The 23,839-nt window shown below is 66.3% G+C and carries 25 protein-coding genes; 14 read left to right on the plus strand and 11 right to left on the minus strand.

Annotation, left to right across the window (positions count from 1 at the left end; translation table 11 throughout):
* Positions 1-6 precede the first annotated feature (6 nt).
* The 5 genes from ACFQRC_RS02940 (at position 7) to ACFQRC_RS02960 (ending at position 4,285) form a co-directional block, all read left to right on the plus strand.
* On the plus strand, positions 7-657 hold the full coding sequence (locus ACFQRC_RS02940; RefSeq protein WP_379957575.1) for a CpaD family pilus assembly protein: 651 nt from the start codon (positions 7-9) through the stop codon (positions 655-657).
* Positions 657-1,940, plus strand: coding sequence for a hypothetical protein (locus tag ACFQRC_RS02945; RefSeq protein WP_379957577.1), 1,284 nt, complete (start codon positions 657-659; stop codon positions 1,938-1,940). The genes ACFQRC_RS02940 and ACFQRC_RS02945 overlap by 1 nt, the downstream gene beginning before the upstream one ends.
* Before the next feature lie 56 nt (positions 1,941-1,996).
* Positions 1,997-2,968, plus strand: a complete 972-nt coding sequence (locus ACFQRC_RS02950; protein ID WP_379957579.1) for a type II secretion system F family protein — start codon at positions 1,997-1,999, stop codon at positions 2,966-2,968.
* A 16-nt stretch (positions 2,969-2,984) separates the two neighbouring features.
* Positions 2,985-3,983 (plus strand): type II secretion system F family protein, encoded by a 999-nt coding sequence (locus ACFQRC_RS02955; protein ID WP_379957581.1) that lies wholly within the window; start codon positions 2,985-2,987, stop codon positions 3,981-3,983.
* A gap of 62 nt (positions 3,984-4,045) precedes the next feature.
* On the plus strand, positions 4,046-4,285 hold the full coding sequence (locus ACFQRC_RS02960; RefSeq protein ID WP_379957583.1) for a LapA family protein: 240 nt from the start codon (positions 4,046-4,048) through the stop codon (positions 4,283-4,285).
* A 43-nt stretch (positions 4,286-4,328) separates the two neighbouring features.
* Here the strand turns inward: ACFQRC_RS02960 and ppdK are convergent, their stop codons facing one another.
* The 3 genes from ppdK to ACFQRC_RS02975 form a co-directional block, all read right to left on the minus strand.
* Entirely contained in the window at positions 4,329-6,989 is a 2,661-nt protein-coding gene (gene ppdK / locus ACFQRC_RS02965) for a pyruvate, phosphate dikinase (protein WP_379957585.1), read from the minus strand.
* 53 nt (positions 6,990-7,042) lie between these two features.
* Entirely contained in the window at positions 7,043-9,577 is a 2,535-nt protein-coding gene (locus ACFQRC_RS02970) for a glycine--tRNA ligase subunit beta (protein ID WP_379957587.1), read from the minus strand.
* Positions 9,578-9,850: 273 nt separating this feature from the next.
* Complete coding sequence (locus ACFQRC_RS02975) at positions 9,851-10,720, minus strand: glycine--tRNA ligase subunit alpha (protein ID WP_379957589.1); 870 nt, start codon at positions 10,718-10,720, stop codon at positions 9,851-9,853.
* Positions 10,721-10,838: 118 nt separating this feature from the next.
* Here ACFQRC_RS02975 and ACFQRC_RS02980 point away from each other — a divergent pair, with 118 nt between their 5' ends.
* The 5 genes from ACFQRC_RS02980 (at position 10,839) to ACFQRC_RS03000 (ending at position 14,928) form a co-directional block, all read left to right on the plus strand.
* Positions 10,839-11,762, plus strand: coding sequence for a TraB/GumN family protein (locus ACFQRC_RS02980; RefSeq protein WP_379957591.1), 924 nt, complete (start codon positions 10,839-10,841; stop codon positions 11,760-11,762).
* A gap of 119 nt (positions 11,763-11,881) precedes the next feature.
* Positions 11,882-12,583 carry a 50S ribosomal protein L25/general stress protein Ctc gene (locus tag ACFQRC_RS02985; protein ID WP_379957593.1) on the plus strand — a complete coding sequence of 234 codons (702 nt, stop codon included), beginning with the start codon at positions 11,882-11,884 and terminating at the stop codon, positions 12,581-12,583.
* A gap of 69 nt (positions 12,584-12,652) precedes the next feature.
* A complete protein-coding gene (pth, locus tag ACFQRC_RS02990; protein WP_379957595.1) occupies positions 12,653-13,273 on the plus strand; it encodes an aminoacyl-tRNA hydrolase in 621 nt (206 codons plus the stop codon).
* Between the two features lie 11 nt (positions 13,274-13,284).
* Positions 13,285-13,659: a VOC family protein gene (locus ACFQRC_RS02995; RefSeq protein ID WP_379957597.1), complete on the plus strand. Its 375-nt coding sequence runs from the start codon at positions 13,285-13,287 to the stop codon at positions 13,657-13,659.
* Positions 13,660-13,863: 204 nt separating this feature from the next.
* Positions 13,864-14,928 (plus strand): hypothetical protein, encoded by a 1,065-nt coding sequence (locus ACFQRC_RS03000; RefSeq protein WP_379957599.1) that lies wholly within the window; start codon positions 13,864-13,866, stop codon positions 14,926-14,928.
* Positions 14,929-14,951: 23 nt separating this feature from the next.
* On the opposite strand, the gene ACFQRC_RS03005 is transcribed toward ACFQRC_RS03000, so the two are convergent.
* Positions 14,952-15,584: a peptidylprolyl isomerase gene (locus ACFQRC_RS03005; protein ID WP_379957601.1), complete on the minus strand. Its 633-nt coding sequence runs from the start codon at positions 15,582-15,584 to the stop codon at positions 14,952-14,954.
* 91 nt (positions 15,585-15,675) lie between these two features.
* On the opposite strand from ACFQRC_RS03005, the gene ACFQRC_RS03010 reads away from it, so the two are divergent.
* Entirely contained in the window at positions 15,676-16,056 is a 381-nt protein-coding gene (locus ACFQRC_RS03010; RefSeq protein WP_379957603.1) for a hypothetical protein, read from the plus strand.
* A gap of 6 nt (positions 16,057-16,062) precedes the next feature.
* Here the strand turns inward: ACFQRC_RS03010 and ACFQRC_RS03015 are convergent, their stop codons facing one another.
* Positions 16,063-16,767, minus strand: coding sequence for a glutathione S-transferase N-terminal domain-containing protein (locus ACFQRC_RS03015; RefSeq protein ID WP_379957605.1), 705 nt, complete (start codon positions 16,765-16,767; stop codon positions 16,063-16,065).
* Between the two features lie 149 nt (positions 16,768-16,916).
* Here ACFQRC_RS03015 and ychF point away from each other — a divergent pair, with 149 nt between their 5' ends.
* On the plus strand, positions 16,917-18,017 hold the full coding sequence (gene ychF, locus ACFQRC_RS03020; RefSeq protein ID WP_379957607.1) for a redox-regulated ATPase YchF: 1,101 nt from the start codon (positions 16,917-16,919) through the stop codon (positions 18,015-18,017).
* Between the two features lie 118 nt (positions 18,018-18,135).
* Positions 18,136-18,582 carry a MaoC family dehydratase gene (locus tag ACFQRC_RS03025; RefSeq protein ID WP_379957609.1) on the plus strand — a complete coding sequence of 149 codons (447 nt, stop codon included), beginning with the start codon at positions 18,136-18,138 and terminating at the stop codon, positions 18,580-18,582.
* On the opposite strand, the gene ACFQRC_RS03030 is transcribed toward ACFQRC_RS03025, so the two are convergent.
* The 5 genes from ACFQRC_RS03030 to petA all read right to left on the minus strand — a co-directional run bounded on the left by ACFQRC_RS03030 (position 18,579) and on the right by petA (position 22,565).
* The gene (locus ACFQRC_RS03030; RefSeq protein WP_379957611.1) at positions 18,579-19,049 is read right to left on the minus strand and encodes a hypothetical protein; all 471 of its coding nucleotides are present in this window, start codon (positions 19,047-19,049) and stop codon (positions 18,579-18,581) included. The genes ACFQRC_RS03025 and ACFQRC_RS03030 overlap by 4 nt on opposite strands.
* A 136-nt stretch (positions 19,050-19,185) precedes the next feature.
* Positions 19,186-19,725 (minus strand): adenine phosphoribosyltransferase, encoded by a 540-nt coding sequence (locus tag ACFQRC_RS03035; protein WP_379957613.1) that lies wholly within the window; start codon positions 19,723-19,725, stop codon positions 19,186-19,188.
* 24 nt (positions 19,726-19,749) lie between these two features.
* Positions 19,750-20,664, minus strand: coding sequence for a cytochrome c1 (locus ACFQRC_RS03040; protein WP_379957615.1), 915 nt, complete (start codon positions 20,662-20,664; stop codon positions 19,750-19,752).
* A gap of 15 nt (positions 20,665-20,679) precedes the next feature.
* A complete protein-coding gene (locus ACFQRC_RS03045) occupies positions 20,680-21,975 on the minus strand; it encodes a cytochrome bc complex cytochrome b subunit (protein WP_379957617.1) in 1,296 nt (431 codons plus the stop codon).
* Between the two features lie 11 nt (positions 21,976-21,986).
* Entirely contained in the window at positions 21,987-22,565 is a 579-nt protein-coding gene (petA, locus tag ACFQRC_RS03050; RefSeq protein WP_379957619.1) for a ubiquinol-cytochrome c reductase iron-sulfur subunit, read from the minus strand.
* Between the two features lie 183 nt (positions 22,566-22,748).
* Between petA and ACFQRC_RS03055 the strand changes: the two genes are divergently transcribed.
* Positions 22,749-23,201, plus strand: coding sequence for a tRNA (cytidine(34)-2'-O)-methyltransferase (locus tag ACFQRC_RS03055; RefSeq protein ID WP_379957621.1), 453 nt, complete (start codon positions 22,749-22,751; stop codon positions 23,199-23,201).
* 42 nt (positions 23,202-23,243) lie between these two features.
* Here the strand turns inward: ACFQRC_RS03055 and ACFQRC_RS03060 are convergent, their stop codons facing one another.
* Complete coding sequence (locus ACFQRC_RS03060) at positions 23,244-23,735, minus strand: hypothetical protein (RefSeq protein ID WP_379957623.1); 492 nt, start codon at positions 23,733-23,735, stop codon at positions 23,244-23,246.
* Between the last annotated feature and the right edge of the window lie 104 nt (positions 23,736-23,839).

A 23,839-nucleotide genomic window follows, 5' to 3' on the forward strand; every position in this document is an offset into this window, starting at 1 on the left:
TTGAACATGGCAAGTCTGAAATCATCCTCTGCCCTTCTCGCTCTCGGCATCGCGGCCAGCGCGTGCACCGGATCCGGATACGGGCTTTCGCCTCATCACAATCCCACGATGACTTCGGTGAATCAGCCGGTCGTGCAACGCACCGATTATGTGTTCGATGTCGCCGCCGCCGGGGGCGTCCCCGCTTCCGAGCAGGAGCGTCTCGCCGCCTGGTTCGACACGATCGACGTGGGCTATGGCGACCGCGTCTCGATCGATTCGGGCGGCGCCTATGCCGATGCCGCGAGCCGCGCGGACGTGGCGGACATAGCCGCTTCGCGCGGCCTCCTGCTGAGCGAGGGCGCCCCGGTGACGGCCGGCAATGTCCAGCCGGGCTCCATCCGGGTGATCGTCAGCCGTTCGGCGGCGGTCGTTCCCGGCTGCCCGATCTGGGATGCCACGGAAGTCGGGGCGCGTCACACGACGTCTCCCAATTATGGCTGCGCCGTCAATTCGAACCTGGCGGCGATGATCGCCGACCCCAATGACCTCGTGCTCGGCCAGGAGGGAAGTCTCGACGGCGACGCCGCCACCGCTTCCAAGGCGATCAAGACCTACCGTGAGAAAGCGCCGACGGGCGCCGGGCCTCTGAAAGCAGAAAAGACGGATAGCAACTGATGAACGCACCATTCCAGGCCATGCGCGGGGCTTCGCTGCGCGATCCTTTCACCGCCTTCGTCTGCGACGAGGAGACGGCGGAGATGCTCCGTCCGATCGCCGTCGAGCATGGCTGGGCGCCCGAGAAGGTCAACAAGGGGGGCCTCCGGAACGCGGTTCAGTCGCTGTCGGTCTCGGCCAGTCCGAACATCCTGTTCGTCGACCTGTCGGAATCGGGCGATCCGCTCAACGACATCAACGCGCTGGCCGAAGTCTGCGAGCCGGGCACGGTGGTGATCGCCGCCGGCCAGGTCAACGATGTCCGCCTCTATCGCGACCTCGTCGCCAGCGGCATCCAGGATTATCTCCTGAAGCCGTTCAGCGCCGACCAGGTGCGCGACGCCTTCGCCAATGCCCAGATGACCATCTCCGGACCGCGCACCAACGAGCCTTCGCTGGAGCGGCCGCACGTGGTGGCGGCGGTGATCGGCGTCCGCGGCGGCGTCGGCGCGTCCACCCTCGCCTCCTCCATCGCGTGGCTGATGGGCGACAAGATCGGCCGCACCACCGCCCTGCTCGATCTCGACGTGCATTTCGGCACAGGCGCGCTCTCGCTCGATCTCGAGCCCGGCCGCGGCCTCACCGACGCGATCGAGAATCCGAGCCGGATCGACGGGCTGTTCATCGAACGCGCGATGGTGCGGGCGAACGACAAGCTCTCGGTGCTGTCGGCCGAAGCCCCTATCAACCAGCCGATGCTGACCGACGGCTCCGCCTTCTTCCAGCTCCAGGAGGAGATGCGCAACGCCTTCGAGACGACGGTCATGGACCTGCCGCGCCAGATGCTGGTCCAGCATCCGCACCTCGTCCATGACGCGCACGTCTGCATCGTCGTGGTCGATTTCACGCTCGCCGCGACCCGCGACGCCATCCGCATCCTTTCCTGGCTCAAGGCCAACGCGCCCCAGGCGCGGGTGATCGTGGTCGCCAACAAGGCCGTCGCCGGCGGCGCTCAGGAGATAAACCGCAAGGAATTCGAGAAGTCGATCGAGCGCAAGGTCGACATCGTCTTCCCGCTCGACCTGAAGGCGGCGACCCAGGCGGCCAAGCTCGGCCAGCCGCTCGCCAAGGCCAGTTCGAGCCCGAAGATCACGCATCCGATGAACCAGCTGGTGACGATGACGGTGTCGGCGGTCGACAGCGGCGACGACCGGCCCGAACCCGGCGAGGGCGGCGTCTCGTTGCTCGGCAAGATCGGCAGCTTCAAGGGGTTCACCAGAAAGCCGGCGAAAGCGGTCGCCTGAACCGCGACCGCTCCGCCGCCGGCGGAGGATGAACCAGGCGAGATAGGGGCGAGACGATGTTTCCGATGATGATGATGGCGGCAGGGCTTCTGGGCACGCTGGCGCTCGTCTATTTCGCCGTCGCCGGCCCGTCGCCCGCCAAGGCGCGGATACGCCGTCTGGAAAGCGTGCGGGAACGCCACAGCAAATCGTCCGAAATCGCCGCCCAGGCCCAGATGAAGAAGCTGCTGTCGGGCGTCCGCCAGACGAAGATGGACGGGTTCGCCCAGCGCTTCCTCCCCAACCCCGCCTTGCTCCGCCGGCGCATCCAGCAGACCGGCAAGCCCTGGTCCATCGGCCAGTATCTGATCGCCTCGATCGCGCTCGTGCTCGTGACGGCGCTGTTGCTCACCCTGCGGGGCGCGCCGCTCTTTCTGGCCATCTTCGTCGGCCTGTTCGTCGGCGTCGGGCTGCCGCATTTCGTGATCGGCAAGCTCATCAAGCGCCGCATCAACCAGTTCAACGCCCGCTTCCCCGACGCCATCGAGCTGATGGTGCGCGGCCTTCGCTCCGGCCTTCCCATTTCCGAGACGATCGGCGTCGTCGCCAGCGAGGTGCAGGGACCGATCGGAGTCGAGTTCCAGGCGGTGTCGGACAAGATGAAGATCGGCCGCACGATGGAGGCGGCGCTGCAGGACACGGCCGACCGATTGGGCACGCCGGAATTCCAGTTCTTCGTCATCACGCTCGCCATCCAGCGCGAGACCGGCGGCAATCTCGCCGAGACCCTCGCCAACCTCGCCGACGTGCTGAGGAAGCGCGCCCAGATGAAGCTCAAGATCCGGGCCATGTCGTCCGAATCCAAGGCTTCGGCCTACATTATCGGCTCGCTGCCCTTCATCGTCTTCGGCCTCATCTACTTCATCAACCCCAGCTACATGGGCGACTTCTTCGTCGACGAGCGGCTGATCGTCGCCGGCCTCGGCGGGCTGGTGTGGATGGGCATCGGGGCGATGATCATGGCCAAGATGGTCAATTTCGAGATTTGAGGAACGAGGCTTAGACATGGCACCTCCTTCGGCCTCCCCGACCATCCTCGGCGTCGACATCTTCATGGTGGCGACGGTGATGGCCGCTGTCGCGACCTTCGCCGTGCTCGTCGCCATCTACGCCGCGACCACCGTCCGCGATCCGATGGCGAAGAGGGTGCGGGCGCTCAACGAGCGCCGCGAGCAGTTGAAGGCCGGCATCGTCGCCTCGACCTCCAGGCGCCGCAAGAAGATCAGCAATCGCAACGAAGCGGCAGACAAGGTCCGCAACCTGCTCGGCTCGCTGAAGATGCTCCAGGACGAGCAGGTCGAGAAGGCGCAGATCAAGCTGATGCAGGCCGGCATCCGCTCCAAGGACCTCGCCTTCGTCGTCATCTTCGCCCGCTTCGTGCTGCCGGTGGTGGTCGGCACGATCGCGATTCTCGGCATCTACGTCTTCGACTGGTTTCCCGAATGGGGCGCGCTCAAGAAATATGGCGCCTGCGCCGGCGCGCTGATCGGCAGCTACAAGGCGCCCGACATCTGGCTCAAGAACAAGATCAGCAAGCGCACCGCGGCGATCCGCAAGGGCCTGCCGGACGCGCTCGACCTGCTGGTCATCTGCGCCGAGGCCGGCCTCACCGTCGACGCCGGCTTCAACCGCGTCGCCCGCGAGCTCGGCAAGGCCTATCCGGAGCTCGGCGACGAATTCGCCTTGACCTCGATCGAGCTGGGCTTCCTCACCGACCGCCGCTCGGCCTTCGAGAATCTCGCCATGCGCATCGATCTCGAATCGATCCGCGGCGTCGTCACCACCATGGTCCAGACCGAGAAATACGGCACGCCGCTGGCAAGCGCGCTGCGCGTCCTCTCCGCCGAATTCCGCAACGAGCGGATGATGCGCGCCGAGGAGAAAGCGGCGCGGCTGCCGGCAATCATGACGGTGCCGCTGATCCTGTTCATCCTGCCGGTTCTGTTCATCGTCATCCTTGGGCCCGCGGCCTGCTCGATCTCCGACAATCTGATGAAGGGTTAGTCCGGAGGCGGAACAACCGCCGCCCCTCGCCGATTGTATCCGAAACGATATAGGAGCGAGCGATGGACCCCTTTACCCTTGACCAGTGGGTGATGACGATATTGGCCTTCATCCTGGGGCTTGTCCTCGGAGGCTATCTCTTCGCCAGCACCAAGTGGAAGCGGCGCTACCGCGACGAGGCGCGCCGCACCGCCGAACTGGAAACCGAGAACAAGCGGCTGCACAGGGAAGCGGGCGAGATGGAATCGCTGCGCCATGCGGCGGTGAAACACCCGGTGGACCGCGACCGGACGACGCTTTGATCTCCGGTCCCCTCATCCTGAGGAGGGGCTGAGCGATTGGGACTCACGGCCTCAGCGCGGCCTGGGCCGCCGCCAGACGCGCGATCGGGACGCGGTAGGGCGAGGCGCTGACGTAATCGAGGCCGGTCTTCTCGCAGAAAGCGATCGAGGTGGGATCGCCGCCATGTTCGCCGCAAATGCCGAGCTTGAGGCCCGGCACGGCCGCTTTGCCCCGCTCCGCCGCCAGCGCGATCAGCTCGCCCACGCCTTCCTCGTCGATGCTGACGAACGGGTCGCGGGCGTAAATGCCCTTTTCGACATAGGTGGTGAGGAAGCGGCCGGCATCGTCGCGGCTGACGCCCAATGTGGTCTGGGTGAGGTCGTTGGTGCCGAAGCTGAAGAACTCGGCTTCCTCGGCTATCGATCCGGCCTGGAGCGCGGCGCGGGGAAGCTCGATCATCGTGCCGACCAGATAGTCGACGGAGGCCCCCTGCTCGTCGAACACCGCCTTGGCAGTGCGCTCGATCAGCCGGCGGATGATCGCCAATTCCGCTTTGGTGCCGACCAGCGGGACCATGACCTCGGGGATCGGCGCGTCGCCGCTCTCCTTCGCGACCGCGACGGCGGCCTCGAAGATCGCACGCGCCTGCATCTCGTAGATTTCGGGATAGGTGATGCCGAGCCGGCAGCCGCGATGGCCGAGCATGGGGTTGAACTCGTGCAGCTCCGACACGCGGCGCTTGAGCACATCGACGGTGGTTCCGGCGGCCTCGGCGACGGCGGCGAACTCCTCCTCGCTGTGCGGCAGGAATTCGTGGAGCGGCGGATCGAGCAGGCGGATGGTGACGGGCAGGCCCGCCATGATCCGGAAAATCTCCTCGAAATCGCTACGCTGGGCGGGGAGCAGCCGGGCGAGCGCGGCACGCCTGCCCTTTTCGTCCTCCGCGAGGATCATCTGCCGCACGTTGCTGATCCGCTCGGCGTCGAAGAACATATGCTCGGTGCGGCAAAGGCCAATGCCCTCGGCGCCGAATTCGCGCGCGACGCGGCAATCGCCGGGCGTCTCGGCATTGGCACGGACCTTCATGCGGCGCGCCTTGTCCGCCCATTCCATGAGGGTGCCGAAATCGCCGCTGAGCTCGGGCTGGACGGTGGCGACCGCGCCGAGCATCACCTCGCCGGTCGCGCCGTCGAGGGTGACGATGTCGCCTTCCCTCACCTCGCGCCCGCCGACCCGCATCAGCCGCGCCTTCGGATCGATCGCCAGGCCGCTCGCGCCGCTGACGCACGGCCGGCCCATGCCGCGCGCGACCACCGCCGCGTGGCTGGTCATGCCGCCGCGCGCGGTGAGGATGCCTTTCGCCGCATGCATCCCGTGAATGTCCTCGGGGCTGGTCTCGGTGCGGATCAGGATGACCGGCTCGTTCATCGCGGCGAAGCGCTCGGCCGTGTCGGCGTCGAACACGGCCTGGCCGCAGGCCGCGCCCGGCGACGCCGGCAGGCCCTTGGCGATGACCTCGCGCGCCGCCGCCGGGTCCAGGGTCGGGTGGAGCAATTGATCGAGCGCCGCCGGATCGACCCGAAGCACCGCTTCCTCCTCGCCGATCAGGCCGTCCGCCGCCATTTCCACGGCGATCCTGAGCGCGGCCTTGGCGGTGCGCTTGCCCGAACGCGTCTGGAGCATCCAGAGTGTGCCGCGCTCGACGGTGAACTCGATGTCCTGCATGTCGCGATAATGCATTTCGAGCAGGTCGAACACGTGCGCCAGCTCGGCATAGACGTCCGGCATCGATTCTTCCATCGACAGCGGCTTCGCCCCCGCTTTCTCGCGGGCGGCGCGGGTCAGATATTGGGGGGTGCGGATGCCGGCGACGACATCCTCGCCTTGGGCGTTGATCAGGTACTCGCCATAATAAGCGCGCTCGCCCGTCGCCGGATCGCGGGTGAAGGCGACGCCGGTGGCGGACGTGTCGCCCATATTGCCGAATACCATCGCCTGGACGTTGACCGCCGTGCCCCAATCGCCCGGGATGGAGTTCAAGCGGCGGTAAACCTTGGCGCGCTCCGACTGCCAGGAGCCGAACACGGCGCCGACCGCGCCCCAGAGCTGGTCGTGGACGTCCTGCGGGAAGGGTTTGCCCCAAGTTTCCTCGACCAGCTCCTTGTAGCGGCCGACAAGCGCCTCCCATTCGGCGGCTTCCAGATCGGTGTCGAGGTGGACGCCCTTGTCCTCCTTGGCGATCTCCAGCGCTTCCTCGAAGGCGCCATGGTCGAGGCCGAGGACGACGTCGGCATACATCTGGATGAAGCGGCGGTAGCTGTCCCAGGCGAAGCGGGCGTCTCCGGATGCGGCGGCGAGGCCCTCCACCGTTTCGTCGTTGAGGCCGAGGTTCAGCACCGTGTCCATCATGCCGGGCATCGAGACGCGGGCGCCGGAGCGGACCGACACGAGCAGCGGGTCGGCCGCGTCGCCGAAGCTCTTGCCGGTGATCGCCTCGATATGGGCGATGCCGTCCGCCACCTCGGCGCGCAGGCTGTCGGGGAAGGCCTCCCCTTCCGCATAATAACGGGCGCACATTTCGGTCGAGAGGGTGAAGCCGGGCGGCACCGGCAGCCCGATCGACGCCATTTCGGCGAGGTTCGCGCCCTTGCCGCCGAGCAGGTTGCGGTCCCCGGCTTTCCCCTCGGAGGCGCCGCCGCCGAACCGATAGACGTAGCGAGCCATTCAATTTCGCCCTTCAATGGTCCCAATGTTCGCGGTCGCCATGGGGATGCGCGTCACCCCTCGATCCGCGAGAAATCGGCGACCGCATGGACCGCCTCGCGGAAGCGGCCCAGGAGATCGAGACGGGCCTCGCGCTTGCCGGGATCGGGATCATTCACGGTCACCTTGTCAAAGAAACGGTCGATCGGCTCGCGGAGGGATGCGAGCGCGGCCATCGCCCCCTCGAAATCCTCCGCCTCCACGGCGGCGCGGGCCTTGGGCTCGGCCGAGTCGAGCGCGGCGATGAGGGCAGCTTCCTCGGATTCGGGCGTGTAGGAAAGCTCTTTTCCCTCTCCCTTGGGGGAGAGGGTAGGGTGAGGGGGTTCGGCGTCAGAAGGTTCACTCGGAGTCAGAACCCCCTCACCCCGACCCTCTCCCCGCCGGGGAGAGGGGGAAAAGCCCTCCTTCCTGAGGATGTTGGCGGCGCGCTTGTAGCCGGCGAGGAGGTCGGTCCCTTCCGGCGTCTCGACGAACGCCTGCAGCGCCTTCACCCGCGCGAGCAGGCGGACGAGATCGTCCTCGCCGCCGAGGGCGAAGACGGCATCGATCAGGTCGTGGCGGACCCCGGCCTCGCGCTGCTGGACTTTGAGGCGGTCGGCGAAGAAGTCGAGCGCATCGACAACAGTGCCCTTGAGTTGAGTAAGTGACTTTACCTTCGGTTCCCGTTGAGTGCCGGGCAAAGAACGGAGTTCGCGGTCGCTGACCGCCTCTAAATTCAAACGCTTCTCGATAATCTCGACAGCAGCCAGGGCGTCCTTCTCCGTAAACCGAATGACGGCTCGCGCCCCCCCCCTAAGCAATAAACTTGTGAGCTGAATACGAAGACCATTCTCCACGACTAGCGCGATTATGGCCAGGGCTGCTCGCCGGAGAGCGAAAGGATCTCTCGACCCCGACGGTTTCTCGCCGATTGCAAAAAATGCTGCGATCGTATCCAGCTTGTCCGCCAGGCTCACCGCCACCGTCACCGGGGCGGCGGGCACCTCGTCGCCCTGCCCCACCGGCTTGTAATGGTCGCTTATGGCGTCGGCGATGGGGGCGGGGTGGCTCTGGGCGCGGGCGAGGTAGCCGCCGATGAGGCCCTGAAGCTCGGGAAACTCGCCGACCATGCCGGTGACGAGATCGGCCTTGCACAAGCGGGCGGCGGTTTCGGCTTGGCCTGGAAGGGATGAGACATACCCGTTCGTCCCGAGCGAAGTCGAGGGACCCCGCCGAGCGGAGCCGAGGCCCTCTGTTTCACTATTCTCGCCTTCGCTCGAAAGGGTGTCTCGACTTCGCTCGACACGAACGGATTCCGCTTTCCCTTCGCCTCCTACTATCCCCTCCTCCACCAGCCACCGCGCCAGCTTCGCCACCCGCTCCACCTTGTCGGCGACGGTGCCGAGCTTTTCGTGGAAGACGATTGACCCAAGCTTTTTCGCCTGCTCCTCCAGCGGGACCTTCAAGTCCTGCTCCCAGAAGAATTTGGCGTCCGACAGGCGGGCGGAGAGGACGCGTTCGTTGCCGGCGACGATCGCGGTGCCGCCGTCCGACGCCTCGATATTGGCGACGCAGATGAAATTGGGCGCGAGCTGATCCTCCCCGTCGAGGGGAGGGGGACCGTTCGGCGAAGCCGAATGGTGGAGGGGTGCGGGCGTTTCCGGAGAGGCCGACACCCCTCCGTCAGCCCTCCGGGCTGCCACCTCCCCTCGAAGGGGAGGATTTACGCAGGCGAAATATTTCTGGTTGGTGCGCATGGTGAGCTGGATCACCTCGCGCGGGACTTCGAGGAAGGCGGGGTCGAAGCTGCCGAGCAAAGGCACGGGCCATTCGGTGAGGCCGGCATTTTCGACCACCAGCCCCTCGTCCGGCACGACCACCAGCCCGGCGGCCGCGGCCGCCTTGGCGGCGCCGTCGCGGATGATCGACTGGCGCTCGGCGGGGTCGATGAGAACGTGGCAGGCGCGCAATTTCTCGGCATAATCGTGGGCGCCGCCGATGGTGATGATGCCGGGATGGTGGAAGCGGTGGCCGACGGTGGCGGCGCCCGATTTGATGCCGGCGATCTCGAATATGACGATGTCCTCGCCGAACAGGGCGACGATGCCCTGCAGCGGGCGGACCCAGCGGAGGCTTTCGGTGGAGGCCGAGGCGTCGCCCCAGCGCATCGACTTGGGCCAGGGGAAGGCGCGGATGATTTGGGGGATCGCTTCGGCGAGGACGTCGGCGGTCTTGCGGCCGGGCTTGTCGATCACCGCGAAGAAGATGCCGTCGCGTTCGACGAGTTGCTCGGGGGCGAGGCCGGTCTTGCGCAGGAACCCTTCGAGGGCCTGCGGCGGGGCCGAGGAGCGGGGGCCCTTGATCTCTTCGCTAACCGCTTGCGTTTCGGCGGGGAGGCCGCGGGCGATCAGCGCGAGGCGGCGCGGGGTGGCGTAGGTTTCTATTCCCACCGCCTTGAGGCCGGCGGCGGCGAGTTGCTCGGAGAACAAGCGCGCGAGATCGGCCTGCGCCTTCGCCTGCATCCGCGCGGGAATTTCTTCCGAAAGGAGCTCGAGGAGGAAGTCAGACATGGTGCGCGCTCAGGAAGAAAAAGGGTTCACGCCCTTCGGCTGCCTTGCAGGCGCCCAGGATAAACTTGGCCTTTGGCCAAGACGCGGAAGCGCGAAGGGAAGAAGGGAGTTTCACGCGGAGGCGCGGAGAAGAAAGGAGAGGCGCGGAGAAGGACGCTCTGACCGCGCGAAGCGCCTTCATTTCTTCGAATCGGGACGAAAGGAAGCGCGCTTCGCGCGAATGCCCCCTCCGCGCCTCCTTTTCTTCCCCCGCGCCTCCGCGTGAACCAATACTCACGCTACCCACCCGTTCTTTTCCATCCAGGCGGTCGCCACGCTCTTCGTCAGGTCGCGCACCCGGCCGATATAGGCCTGGCGTTCGGCGACGGAGATGACGCCGCGCGCCTGGAGGGTATTGAAGATGTGGCTGGCCTTGATCGCCTGGTCGTAGGCGGGGAGCGGGAGCTGCTTGTCGACACAGGCGCGGCATTCCTCGGCGGCGTCCTTGAAGGCGCGGAACAGGGTGTCCGTATTCGCCACCTCGAAATGATAGGCGCTGAACTGCTGCTCGTTGGCCTTGAACACGTCGCCATAGGTGACGCCTTCATCGTTGAAGGCGAGGTCGTAGACGCTGTCGACGCCCTGGATATACATTGCGAGGCGTTCGAGGCCGTAGGTCAATTCGCCCGAGACCGGCTTGCAATCATAGCCGCCAACCTGCTGGAAATAGGTGAACTGCGTCACCTCCATGCCGTCGCACCAGACTTCCCAGCCGAGGCCCCAGGCGCCCAATGTCGGGCTTTCCCAATCGTCCTCGACGAAGCGAATGTCGTGGAGCAAAGGATCGATGCCGATCGCGGCGAGCGAGCCCAGATAAAGCTGCTGGAGGTCCGGCGGGCTGGGCTTCAGGATCACCTGATATTGGTAATAAGCGCCCAGGCGGTTGGGATTTTCGCCGTAGCGGCCGTCGGTCGGGCGGCGGCTGGGCTGGACATAGGCGGCCTTCCACGGGTCCGGCCCCAGCGCGCGCAGGGTGGTGGCGGGGTGGAAGGTGCCGGCGCCCATCTCGACATCATAAGGCTGGAGGATGACGCAGCCGCGCTCGCTCCAATAATCGTGGAGCGTCAGGATCAGCTTCTGGAAACTTAACGCTTTCGTGCCCAAATCGGCGGCCTTCGCGAGTGCAATAAATCTGGCGCCGCTTTGGCGCATGGGCGAAAGGCGGTCAAGCAAGGCCGGGTTCAGGCGGGCCCGGCGACAAGACCGGAATGCGGGAGAGAATATGATGCGTTGGTGGTCCAGTCTGCGAAGAGCGTCGGCGCGGCTCATATCGGCGGCGACGGCCGTCTCGCTCGCCGCCTGCGCGACCGCCCAGCCGCGGGCCGAGGCCGAGACGGCGGCGGCCGCTCCGGCCTTGTGGAAGCTCTCCGACGCGGACACGGCCATCTATCTGTTCGGCACCATCCACATCCTGCCCCGGGACGTGGAATGGCGGACGGCGGCGCTGGAGCGGGCGATCGCCCAATCGGACGAGCTGGTGCTGGAGACGGCGACCGGCACCGACCTCGGCAAGACCGGCCGGACGATGATGGAGATGGCGCTCTCCCCCGGCCTGCCGCCGCTGATGCAGCGGGTGCCCGAGGAAAAGCGCGCGGCGCTGGCCAGGCTGATCGAGAGCGCCGGCATATCCGGCCGCGCGCTCGACCGGATGGAGACCTGGGCGGCGGCGATGAGCCTGTTCGCCAGCAGCTTCCGGTCGATGGGCTTCGAGGCGGAAGCCGGCGTCGAGCAGGGCCTCGCGGCGCAGTTTCGCAAGGCCGACAAGCCGATGAGCGGGCTGGAGACGGTGGCCCAGCAATTCGGCTTCTTCGACACATTGTCCGAGGAATCGCAGCGCGCCTTCCTGGTCGGCTCGATCGACGATCCCGAGAAGGCCAAGGCGCAGTTCGAGGAGATGATGAAGGCCTGGGCGGCCGGCGACGTCGAGGCGATCGCCCGCACTTTCGACAGCGAGACCGGCCTGTCGCCGGAGTTGCGCGCGGTGCTGATGACCAACCGCAACCGCGCCTGGGCGGACTGGCTGGAGGCGCGGCTCGACACGCCGGGGACAGTGCTGGTCGCGGTCGGCGCGGGGCATCTGGCGGGCCGGGATTCGGTGCAGGCGATGCTGGAGGCGAAAGGGCTGAAGGCGGAGCGGGTGCAATGACCTCTCCCGTCCCTTGCCTCCGCGCCTCCCCTCGCTTATAGGCCGCCGCTTCCCCGTTCATGGTCATCCCTGGAGGCGTGCGCGGCGGATATTCGATTCATTGATTTAAGGATATTCACATGAGCGAACAGCTGACGCTGTCGGCCGAGACGCGCGAACGGGCAGGCAAGGGAGCCTCCCGCGCCATGCGTCGCGAAGGCCGCGTGCCCGCCGTCGTCTACGGCAACAAGGAAGAGCCCCTCGCCATCCATGTCGAGGAAAAGGCGCTGATGAAGATGCTCAATACCGGGCATTTCATGAATTCGGTGGTGATGGTCGACGTCGGCGGCAAGACCGCCCGCACGCTCCCCAAGGACGTGCAGTTCCATCCCGTCACCGACCGGCCGCTGCACGTCGACTTCCTGCGCATCTCCGAGCATTCGACGGTCACCGTCGCGGTGCCGATCCGCTTCGTCAACGAGGAAGGCTCGCGCGGCATCAAGCGCGGCGGCGTGCTCAACACGGTTCGCCACGAGCTCGAGCTCACCTGCGACGCGTCGGACATGCCCGACGAGGTTGTGATCGACCTGGCCGGCCTCGACATCGGCGATTCGATCCACATCTCGGCCGTCACCCTGCCCAAGGGGACCAAGTCCGCCATCGACGACCGCGACTTCACGATCGCGACGATCGTGCCCTCGTCCGGCATGAAGATGGAGACCGAGGACGCCGCGGCCGAAGCCGAAGCGGAAGCCGAGGCGCCCGAAGCCGACGAGGTTCCGACCGTGGGCGACGAAGCCGCCGAGGGCGAGGCCCCAGCCGGCGACAAGCCCGAGGCGTAGAGAATTTCCGTGCCGTCATTCCAGCGAAAGCTGGAATCTCTCTTTCCTTTCCTGAAGAGAAGAAGGGAGATGCCAGCCTCCGCTGGCATGACGGCGGGGGAGATTGGCGGCTTCGAACCGATGCAGATCTGGGTGGGCCTCGGCAATCCGGGCGCGCAATATGCGATGCACCGGCACAATGTCGGCTTCATGGCGGTGGACGCCATCGCCGAGACGCACGATTTCGACCCGCCGAAGAAGAGCTTTTCGGGCTGGGCGCGGCAGGGCCGGATCGGCGGCACGCGCGTGCTGCTGCTGAAGCCCGCCACCTTCATGAACGACAGCGGCCGCTCCGTCCGCGCGGCGATGGACTTCTTCAAGAAGGACCTGGCCGACGTCACCATCTTCCACGACGAGCTCGACCTCGCCCCCTTCAAGGTCAAGGTGAAGACCGGCGGCGGCACCGCCGGCCATAACGGCCTGCGCTCCACCGAAGCCCATGTCGGCAACGCCTTCCGCCGCGTCCGCATCGGCATCGGCCATCCCGGGCACAAGGACCGGGTGACCAAATATGTGCTCGGCAATTACGCCAAGACGGAGATGGACGACCTCTCCGACCTGCTCGGCGCCCTTGCCGCCGAGGCGGAGTGGCTCGCCAGGGGCGACGATGCGCGGTTCATGAGCGAAGTGGCGCTGCGCCTGCGGGATTGATAGGAAGGCCGATGAAGCTCAACCAGGTGACCGTCGGCACGACCGATTATGCCGCGTCGGTCGATTTCTACACCCGGCTCGGCCTCACCCAGATCGTCGACTCCCCTCCGCGCTACGCCCGGTTCGAGACTCCGAACGGCGAGACTCTCTCGATCCACCGGGTCGACGCGGTGGCGAGCAGCACGATCATCTATTTCGAGGTGGACGACGTCGATGCGTTCGTGGCGGGGCTGGACCTGCCGCTCGCGCACCCGCCGGCCGACCAGCCTTGGCTGTGGCGCGAGGCACGGCTCGTCGATCCTTCGGGAAACGAAATATGCCTCTACCATGCCGGCGAGAACCGCCGCTTCCCGCCCTGGCGGATCAAGGCGCCGCCGTCGCCCTGAACCGCCGTCCGCCTATCCAGGCCAGGCGTCCGGAGGCGGACAAAAGCTGCGCGTTTCCGAACAATCGACGCGACCCGGCGAAAGAGCCTTGGCCGGCGCTGACTAGACAATCCAACAGCTTAGCCTTCCCCGAGTGTCTGGCATGACTAATGCAGCAACACAGTCGGGCGACCGGAGAGGCCGGTCGCGCGGAGTGCCCTGCTTATGCCGCCGGCGAAGACCCCCGAAGCCCCTTCGCTCCCCGCTTTTCTCCTCCACCGCGTCGATCCCGTCGAAAGCCGGCTGACCTACCTGCCGACCTCGTCCGGCATCCTGCGCGCGGCGAGCTTCGTCGACGGCCGGACCCCGCTCGCCACCGGCCGTCCGATCACGCGCCGCATAGACGACGTGCTGCGCGCGCTGGAGCCGGTGCCCGCGCCGAGGCGGCGGTTCATCTTCCACGGCGCCTTTGGCGGCTCGACCTTGCTCTCTCGCCTCCTCGACTGCCCCGGCAAGACGTTGGCGGTGCGCGAGCCCAACAGCCTGGTCGACATCGCCGACTGGGTGGTCTCGGGCGCGCGTTCCGACCAGGGTGACAGCCGGACCCGGCAGCTCGTCCGCCTCGCCTGCGCCAACCTCTTCGCGTCGCCCCCGGGGAGCGAGACGATCGTGGTCAAGCCGAGCAACTGGGCGAATAACCTGCTGCCGGCTTTGTGCGATCCCGATTCAGAGGCGGTGTTCGTGACGATGCGGCCGCGCGCGTTCCTCCGCGCGGTTTTCCGGGGCGGACGGGAACGGCTCGCCTTCGCGGCGCGGGCTACGGCGCATCTGGCGGCCGGCCATGCCGGCGACGTATCGCTGCTCGGCGCGGCGGCCGGGGCCTCGCGCCACCCGCTCGACCAGGTCGCGCATTTCGCGGCCTTGCTCCATCATTTGCAATTGCGCCGGTTCGATCGGGCGATGCGGCTGCGCGACTGGGACCGCGACCGGATCATCTCCTACGAGGAGCTGGCGGCGTCGCCGCTCGCTGCGGCCGGGATCGCCAATCGCGCGCTCGGGCTCGGGCTGTCCCTGGAGGATCTGTCGCGCAGCGTGGCCGAAAAGCGCAAGATGCACGCCAAGGACGGCTCGGCCGTGTTCGAGCCGGCGGATTCGCGGCAGCGCGACGAGGCGGTCGAAGCGCATCATGGCGACCGCATCGACCGGGCGCTGGCCTGGTATCGCGATTGCCTGCCGGATGTCGCCTTGCCGGGCGACACCGGCGCGGCGGCGAGGGCCGCGTCGGCTTAGCGGGAGGCCGCGCATTGAACCCCCTACTCCGCCCGCGCCGCGCTCACGATGCGCACCGGGCTCGCCAGCATCTGCCCCTTCATCACCCCCTCGCCCTCGGTCGGCGATGTCGGCGCGGCGAGGATGCGGCGGACGACGTCCATGCCCTCGACGACGCGGCCGAACACCGCGAACCCCTGATTGTCGCCGGGCTGCGCCGGGTCCGCGTCCATCGATTCGAGATCGCCGATGGTGATGAAGAAATCGGCATCGGCCGTGCCGGGCGCATAGCGCGCCATCGAGATCGCGCCATCGACATGGCTGAGACCGGTCTTAGACGTCGGCTCGTGCGCGATCGGCGGCAGCACGCGCGCCGCATCCCCTTTCGCGCCGCCCTGGATCAGGCCATAGCCCTCGCCTATTTTGGTGGCGCGGTAGAAGGCGATGCCGTCGAACCTTTTCTCGTCGACGTAGCGCAGGAAATTCGCGGTCGTGACCGGCGCCCGCTCCTTCTCCAACTCCAGCACGATCGGCCCGAGGCTGGTCTGAAGCGCGACGCGGACGGTGGTGGGTTTGGGCGCCGGCGCGGGAGCATCTGGAAGAGGTGGTGACGCCTGCGCGTGGCCAGCGGACAGCGAGAGTCCCATTAATGCGAGAACGGCGAATCGGAAGAGCATGCGGTCTATACTAGCGGCTGTTCCTGCCGTGCGCGCAATCCATTGTGGATATGGCGAGCGTTCGCTACCTGCACCTGTTCTCGGGGAAGCCATGATGCTACGATCATTCAGAGTTTTGCTGGTTTCGCTGTCGATCCTGTCGGCCGTTCCGGCTGGTGCGCAAACGAGCTATTCTCTCGACCCGGACATTTCTTGGGATGTGCGCTGTTTTCTACTGGCTAGTCAGCTAGCCAATGATTCCGATCCGCAGGTGAAGGAACGCGCCCGCCGCATCGCGCCATTCTTTTTTGGCCGGTTGACGGCGCGCGCGGATTCTCATGCGGACTTGGTTAAACGCGTCCTGGAAGCTTCGAAGGATATGGCGGGCAAGCGAATTGAGCCTGTCGAGGTCAATTCTTGCGGGGCCTTCGTTGCCGGCGTTACCAAGCACCTTGCCATAGAGACGGACAGGCAGAAAACCGGCGCTGAATAGGCCCTCTCAAGGCTTCTTCGGAATCTCCAGCCCCCTCTGCACCGCCGGCCGCGCGAGGCCGCGTTCCAGCCAGGCGGGGACGTTTCTGAGCTCGTCATACTCAACTAGGCCCCCGGCTTCGTAGAAGCCGATCAGGTTCCGCACCCAGCCCAAGGTGGCGATGTCGGCGATGGTGTAGTCGTCGCCCATCAGCCAGTCGCGGCCTTCGAGACGGGTTTCGAGGACGCCGAGGAGACGCTTGCTCTCGTTGACGTAGCGGTCGCGGGGTCGCTTGTCGTCGTACTCGCGGCCGGCGAATTTGTGGAAGAAGCCGACCTGGCCGAACATCGGGCCGATCGCGGCCATCTGGAACATCACCCACTGGATCGTCTCGTAGCGCCGCGCCGGATCGGCGGGGAGGAAGCGATCCGTCTTCTCGGCGAGGTAGAGGAGGATCGCGCCGGATTCGAACAGGGCCAGCGGCCGGCCGCCCGGGCCGTCGGGGTCTATGATCGCGGGGATCTTGCCATTGGGGTTGAGCGAGAGGAATTCAGGGGTCCAGGTCTCGTTCTCGCCGATGTCGACGAGGTGGGGTTCGTAGGGCAGCCCCGTCTCCTCCAGCATGATCGAGACTTTGACGCCGTTGGGCGTGTTCAGCGAATAAAGCTGGAGGCGCTCGGGGTGCCGGGCGGGCCAGCGGGCGGTGATCGGGAAGTCGGAAAGGTCGGGCATGGGGTCGAACTAGTACCGGCAATCGAGATTGTGAAGGGCAATGGCCTTTCTCCGTCACCCTGAACTTGTTTCAGGGTCCAATTTCGAGCATCGCGGCCCGCGACAAGATGGATGCTGAAACAAGTTCAGCATGACGAAGTGGAGCACCAATGGGTTTTCGTTGCGGTATCGTCGGGCTGCCGAATGTCGGCAAGTCCACCCTGTTCAACGCGCTGACCGAGACGGCGGCGGCGCAGGCGGCCAATTATCCGTTCTGCACGATCGAGCCCAATGTCGGCCGGGTCGCGGTGCCGGACCCGAGGCTCCAGACGATCGCCAGGATCGGCAAATCGGCCAACATCATCGAGACCCAGCTCGAATTCGTCGACATTGCCGGGCTGGTGCGCGGCGCGTCGACCGGCGAAGGGCTCGGCAACCAGTTCCTGGGCAACATCCGCGAGGTCGACGCGATCGTCCACGTGCTGCGCTGCTTCACCGAGGGCGACGTCACCCATGTCGAGAACAAGGTCGATCCGATCGCCGATGCGGAAACGGTCGAGACCGAATTGATGCTCGCCGACCTCGAAAGCCTGGAGAAGCGCGTGCCGGCGGCGGCCAAGAAGGCGGCGCAGGGCGACAAGGAGGCGAAGGTGCAGGCAAGCGTGCTCGGCAAGGCGCTGGCGTTGCTGCGCGACAGCAAGCCCGCGCGGCTGACCGAGCCGGCCGACGAGGAGGAGAAGCGCGCGCTCGATCAGGCGCAGCTGCTGACCGCCAAGCCGGTCCTTTACGTCTGCAACGTCGACGAGGGCGATGCGGCGAGCGGCAACGCGATGAGCGCGCGGGTGTTCGAGCGCGCCGCGGCGGAGGGCGCGAAGGCGGTCGTGATCTCGGCGGCGATCGAGGCCGAGATCGCGATGATGGCGCCCGAAGACCGCGCCGACTTCCTGTCCGACCTGGGTCTTGAGGAAACCGGTCTAGGCCGCATCATCCGCGCCGGCTATGATCTGCTCCACCTCATCACCTTCTTCACCGTCGGCCCCAAGGAAGCACGCGCCTGGACGGTCGAAAAGGGATCGAAGGCCCCCCAGGCGGCGGGCGAAATCCACAGCGATTTCGAACGCGGCTTCATCCGCGCCGAGACCATCGCCTATGACGATTTCGTGGCGTGCGGCGGCGAGAGCGGCGCGCGCGACGCCGGCAAGCTCCGGTCCGAAGGCAAGGACTATGTGACCAAGGACGGCGACGTGATGCTGTTCCGGTTCAACGTGTAAGGCGAAACCGAGCGGAATCACCCCTCGTCATTCCAGCGAAAGCTGGAATCTCCCTACCGTTGATCCCACAAGACAACCGAGATTCCCGCTTTCGCGGGGAATGACGGGAGCAGCATAAATGATCTATCTCGAAGACTTGGAAGTCGGCCGGAAGGCGTCGTTCGGCTCCTATCATGTCACGCGCGAGGAGGTGCTGGCATTCGCGCGCCAATATGACGCGCAGCCCTTCCACCTCTCCGACGAGGCGGCGGCCCAGACGCATTTCGGGCGGATCGCCGCATCCGGCTGGCATACCTGCGCGATGACCATGGCGATGATCGTCGAGAATCTCGGCGCCGAGCCGCAGGCCGGCCTGGGCTCGCCCGGCGTGGACGAGCTCCGCTGGCTTAAGCCGGTCTATCCCGGCGACACTTTGCGCGTCGAGAGCGAGATCGCGGAGGTGACGCCGTCCCGCAGCAAGCCCGACATCGGATCGTTCCGAACCCTGGTCACCGTGTTCAACCAGGACGACGTGGCCGTCCTCACCTTCACCTCGATCGTGCTGATGCGGCGGCGTCCGGCTTAATCGCGGCGGTCGCGGCGATCCTCGCGGCGATCACGGCGCAATTCACGTCGATCCTCGCGGCGGTCCTGTCGGAAATCGCGCCGGTCGCCGCGCCGGTCCTGGCGGAAGTCCCGCCGATCCCGCCGGAAGTCGCGCCATTCGGCCCGGCGCTCGCCGCGCCAGGAGCCGCGCCGGCCTTCCCAATAGCGGCGGTGGCCGTCGTTCCAGCGGTGGCGGCGGCCGCCTCGGTCGTAGACGTAGACGCCGATGCCGGGATAATAATAATTGTCGTACCAGCCATAATAAGACGGCGCGCCATAGCCGTAGCCATAATCGCCATAGCCATATCCACCGAAATAGGGGTCGTAATAGCCGGCGCTGCCGTAGCCGACGGACAGGCCGCCATAGCCGTAGCCGTCGTCATAGGTGCAGGCGCTGAGGCCCAAAGTGGCGGCGGCGGCGAGGACGAGTGTGCGGGGCACGGACATGGGCGACTCTCCCGAATGGATCCTGGGAATGCGGGGAGACTCCGTCCGAAAGGTTGAACGGGGTCTGAACCTTCAACCCGCTGTAAACGCGTCGGCGGCGGCGCAAGTTCCTGGGGCGGAACAATTGCGGCCGCGCTCAGCCGCCTTCGAAGGCGATGAGGCTTCGCACCGGGAAGCCCTGCTCGCGCAGCCGCTCCGCGCCGCCGAGGCCGGGCAGGTCGATGACGAAGCTCGCGCCCAGCACGATCGCCCCCGCCCGGCGCACCAGCCGCGTCGCCGCCTCGGCCGTGCCGCCGGTGGCGATGAGGTCGTCGACCAGCTCGACTCGGGCGCCGGGAGCGCAGGCGTCGATATGCATGGTCAGGCGGTCGGCGCCATATTCGAGCAGATAATCCTCGGCGATGGTCGCGCCGGGCAGCTTGCCGTCCTTGCGGATGAGGAGGAGCCCGACGCCGAGCCGCTGGGCGAGCGCGGCGCCGACGACGAAGCCCCGCGCCTCGATGGCGGCGACGAAATCGGGCTTCTCCTCGATCCGGAAGGCGATGCGCTCGATGGCCGCGGCGAACCCGGCCGCGTCGAGCAGCAAAGTGGAGATGTCGCGAAACTGGACGCCCGGGCGCGGAAAATCCGATATCGTCCGGATCAGCGCCTTGAGGTCGTCGTTACCATTCGGCATCGCGCTTCCTCAAGGCGACGGCTCTTATCCGTCCATCCCCGCTTCGCGGCTGGCGGCGTCGCGCTTGGCCATGTTCTCCGGATCGAGCGGGCCGATGGCGCGCACGTCGCGCTTCGCCGTCGCCCAGATGTTGCGGTAGGACAGATAAGCGAGCCCGGTCGCGATCAGCAGGAAGATCAGAACCGCGATGCCGGTGCGGTGGCGGCTCTCCAGATTGGGCTCGGCGGTCCAGACGAGGAAGGCGGACACGTCCTTCGCCATCTGGTCGACCGTGGCGTTGGTTCCGTCGGCATAGGTCACCTGGCCGTCCGCGACGATCGGCGGCGGCATCGCGATGTTGAGGTTCGCGAAATAGGGATTGTAATGGAGCCCCTGCCCCGGGCGGTTCTCCGCCGGCAGGTTGGCGGGCGGGTTCTGATAGCCGGTGAGCAGCGAATAGATATATTCGGCGCCGCCGTTGCGCGCCTTGGTGATCAGCGAGAGATCGGGCGGGAAGGCGTTGTTGTTGGCGGCGCGGCCGGCGACTTCGTTGGCATAAGGATGCGGGAAGCGATCGGCGGGGATCGCCTTGCGGGTGGCGGCCTCCCCGGTATTGGGATCGATGCTCGGCACCTCGATCACCCATTGGTCGGCGATCGCCTTCACCTCGGCCTCGTTATAGCCGATCTGCTCGAGGTTGCGGAACGCGACCAAGTTGAGGCCGTGGCAGGCCGCGCAGACCTCCTTGTAGACTTGGAAGCCGCGCTGCAGCTGCTGGCGGTCGAAGGTGCCGAACGGACCTTCGCTCGCGAAAGCCACGTCCTTCGCCTCGCGGTGGAATTCATGTTCCACGGTCGGCTGGGGAGGCTCCTGGATGAACGCGCTCGCGCCGGTGATCAAAGAGACCAGCAGGACGAGGATGAAGCCGGCTCCGACCAGGGCGCCAATCAAACGGATCATGACCTGTCTTACCCCTTACTCAGCAGGCGCGGGCTGGACGCCCAGTGGCGCGGCTTCCGCTTTCTCGCCGTGCAGCACGCTTTCCGTGATCGAATTGGGCAGCGGCAGCGTCTTCTCCAGGCTGGAGACGAGCGGCAATATGATGAGGAAATGCGCGAAATAATAGATGGTCGCGAGCTGGCTCAGCATCACGTACGGCTCTTCGGCGGGAAGGCCGCCGCACCAGCCCAGGATCAGCACGTCGATGACGAGCAGCCAGAAGAACTGCTTGAAGCGCGGCCGGTAGCTGCCCGAGCGCACCGGCGACCGGTCGAGCCAGGGCAGGAAGAACAAGAGCAGGATCGACGCGAACATCGCGATCACGCCCCACAATTTCGCCGGCAGGATGAAGTCGACGGTGAAGGCGCGCAGGATCGCGTAGAAGGGCCAGAAATACCATTCGGGCACGATATGCGCCGGCGTCGAGAGCGGGTTGGCCGGGATGTAATTGTCGGCATGGCCGAGGAAATTCGGCGCGAAGAACATGAGCAATGCAAGCGCGATCAGGAAGATGCCGAGCCCGAAGCCGTCCTTGGCGGTATAATAAGGATGGAAGGGCACCGTGTCCTGCGGGGTCTTGACGTCGACGCCCGTCGGATTGCCCGATCCCGGAATGTGCAGCGCCCAGATGTGGAGGATGATGACTCCCGCGATCACGAACGGCAGCAGGTAGTGGAGCGAGAAGAAGCGATTGAGCGCCGCCTGGTCGGGCGCGAAGCCGCCGAGCAGCCATTGCTGGATGGGCTCCCCGACCAAAGGAATCGCCGCGAACAGCCCGGTGATAACCTGCGCGCCCCAGAAGCTCATCTGCCCCCAGGGAAGGACATAGCCCATGAACGCCGTCGCCATCATCAGCAGGAAGATGACCAGGCCGAGCAGCCACACCATCTCGCGCGGCGCCTTGTACGAGCCGTAATAGAGGCCGCGGAAGATATGGATGTAGGTGACGATGAAGAAGAAGCTCGCCCCATTGGCGTGGGCGTAGCGCAGCAGCCAGCCGGAATTGACGTTGCGCATGATATGCTCGACCGACTCGAACGCGCCCGCGGCGGTCGGCGCATAATGCATCGCCAGGATGATGCCGGTGACGATCTGGATAGTAAGCGCGACGCCCGCGAGGACCCCGAAATTCCAGAAATGGTTCAAGTTGCGCGGCACCGGATAGCCGCCGCCGACCGAATTCCAGACCAGGCGCGGGAGCGGCAGCCGCTCGTCCATCCACCGCATGAAGCCGTTTTTCGGCCGATATTCTTCCGCCCAGGGAAAGCTCATCTCAATCTACCTCAGCCGATCTGGACCAATGTGTCGGACGCGAACGCATATTCCGGCACCAGCAGGTTCGTGGGCGCCGGGCCTTTGCGGATGCGCGCGGCGGTGTCGTAATGCGAGCCGTGGCAGGGACAGAAATAGCCGCCATATTCGCCTTTGTTCTCGCCCTCGGCCGCGCCCAGCGGAACGCAGCCGAGATGGGTGCAGACGCCCATCGTGATCAGCCACTGATTCTTGCCTTCCTTGGTGCGCTCGGCGAGCGTCTGCGGATCGCGCAGCTCGCCGATCGGCACGGCATTGGCGGCCTGGATCTCCTGCGGCGTCAGGTGCCGCACGAACAAGGGCTGCTTGCGGAAGATGGTCTTGATCGCCTGGCCCGGCTCGATCGCGGAGACGTCGACCTCGATCGAGGACAAAGCCAGCACATCCGCCGACGGATTCATCTGCGTGATAAGCGGGTAGAGCGTCGCCACCCCGCCCACGCCAGCGAAGCTCACCGCGGCGATGTTGATGAAATCGCGGCGGCGGACGCCTCCTTCTTCAGGAGTCCCCGCTTCCGCACCCGTATCATCGGCATGTCGAACCGTCGCCATTTCAACCCTTCAGCGATTCAAATCGGATGTGCCAAAAGTCGCCATGGGCGGATTGCCGCGGCGACTCGTGTACACGCCGCGTCAGGCAACCCCCATTTGCGGCTTCGGGGCCTGATAGCCGCGCGGGACGCGCTTTGCCAACAGCGATTTTGACCCGGACGCGCCAAGCGCTATCGAGAACCCATGCGGATCGCGCTTTATCAGCCGGACCAGGCGGGCAATGTCGGCACCATATTGCGGCTGGCGGCCTGCCTCGGCGTGCCGGTCGACATCGTCGAGCCCTGCGGCTTCCCCTGGGGGGACCGCGCGCTCAAGAGGGCCGGCATGGATTATGCGGAGATCGCCAACGTGACCCGGCATGAAAGCTGGGATGCGTTCGAGGCCCAGGCGACAGGCCGCGTCGTCCTGCTCACGACCAAAGGCGATGTGCCGTTGCCGGAGGCACGCTTCCGGCCGGACGACATCCTCCTCCTGGGCTCCGAGAGCGCCGGCGCGCCGCCTGAGGTCCATGAACGCGCCGCACTCCGCATCCGCCTTCCCCAAGTGCCGGGCACCCGCTCCCTCAACCTCGCCGTCGCCGCCGGCATCGCGTTGGGCGAAGCGCTGAGGCAGACGGAGGGGTGGCCGAAGCCCTGAGTTCGGTGGGCGGCGACGGGCGCTCCGGCACCGCGGAGGTCGTTATTTGCGTGACCCAATTCCGGAACCTCCGCCCGCACAGACGGCAGGCACCCAGGCGCCCACCCGTTCATTCCATCGACTCCCCGGCGGCACGCCTCGCCTGACGCCGAGGGCGCGGAGTCGCTTGTCGAGCAGCGTGATCGCGTCGTCGAAGCTCATCCGCTTCTGATGGCCGTGGCGCCACTCCCGCGGGGCGGGCCGGCCGCCGCGCCGGTCCCACCCGGCGAGCAGCTTCATCACGCGCTCGAACTCGTTCGCCGCCTCGCCGGAGAGCAAGGCGGTCGGCTCGGCCTCCTCGATCGCCTCGCGGAGCCGCTGCTGCGCCCCCAGCCGCTGCCGCACCGCTTCCCCCTCCAGCCGGACATAGCCCTGCTCCAGCGCCTCCTGGAATTCCCCGGCGAAGACCGTATCCTTGCGGCGATAGGCGTAAACGGTCCGCTCGCAGACCCCCGGCTTCCGCGGCGGCGGCGGTGGCGTCGCAGCTCCAGGCAAAATGGGCGAGGAACACCTGCTGGCGCTTCTCGTCGAACCACACATGCCGCATCTTCCGCCGCTGCAACACGCGGCGGTTGTTCGACACGATCCGCGTCTCCGGC

The organism is Enterovirga sp. GCM10030262 (assembly GCF_042666435.1).
Classification (GTDB): Bacteria; Pseudomonadota; Alphaproteobacteria; order Sphingomonadales; family Sphingomonadaceae; genus Allosphingosinicella.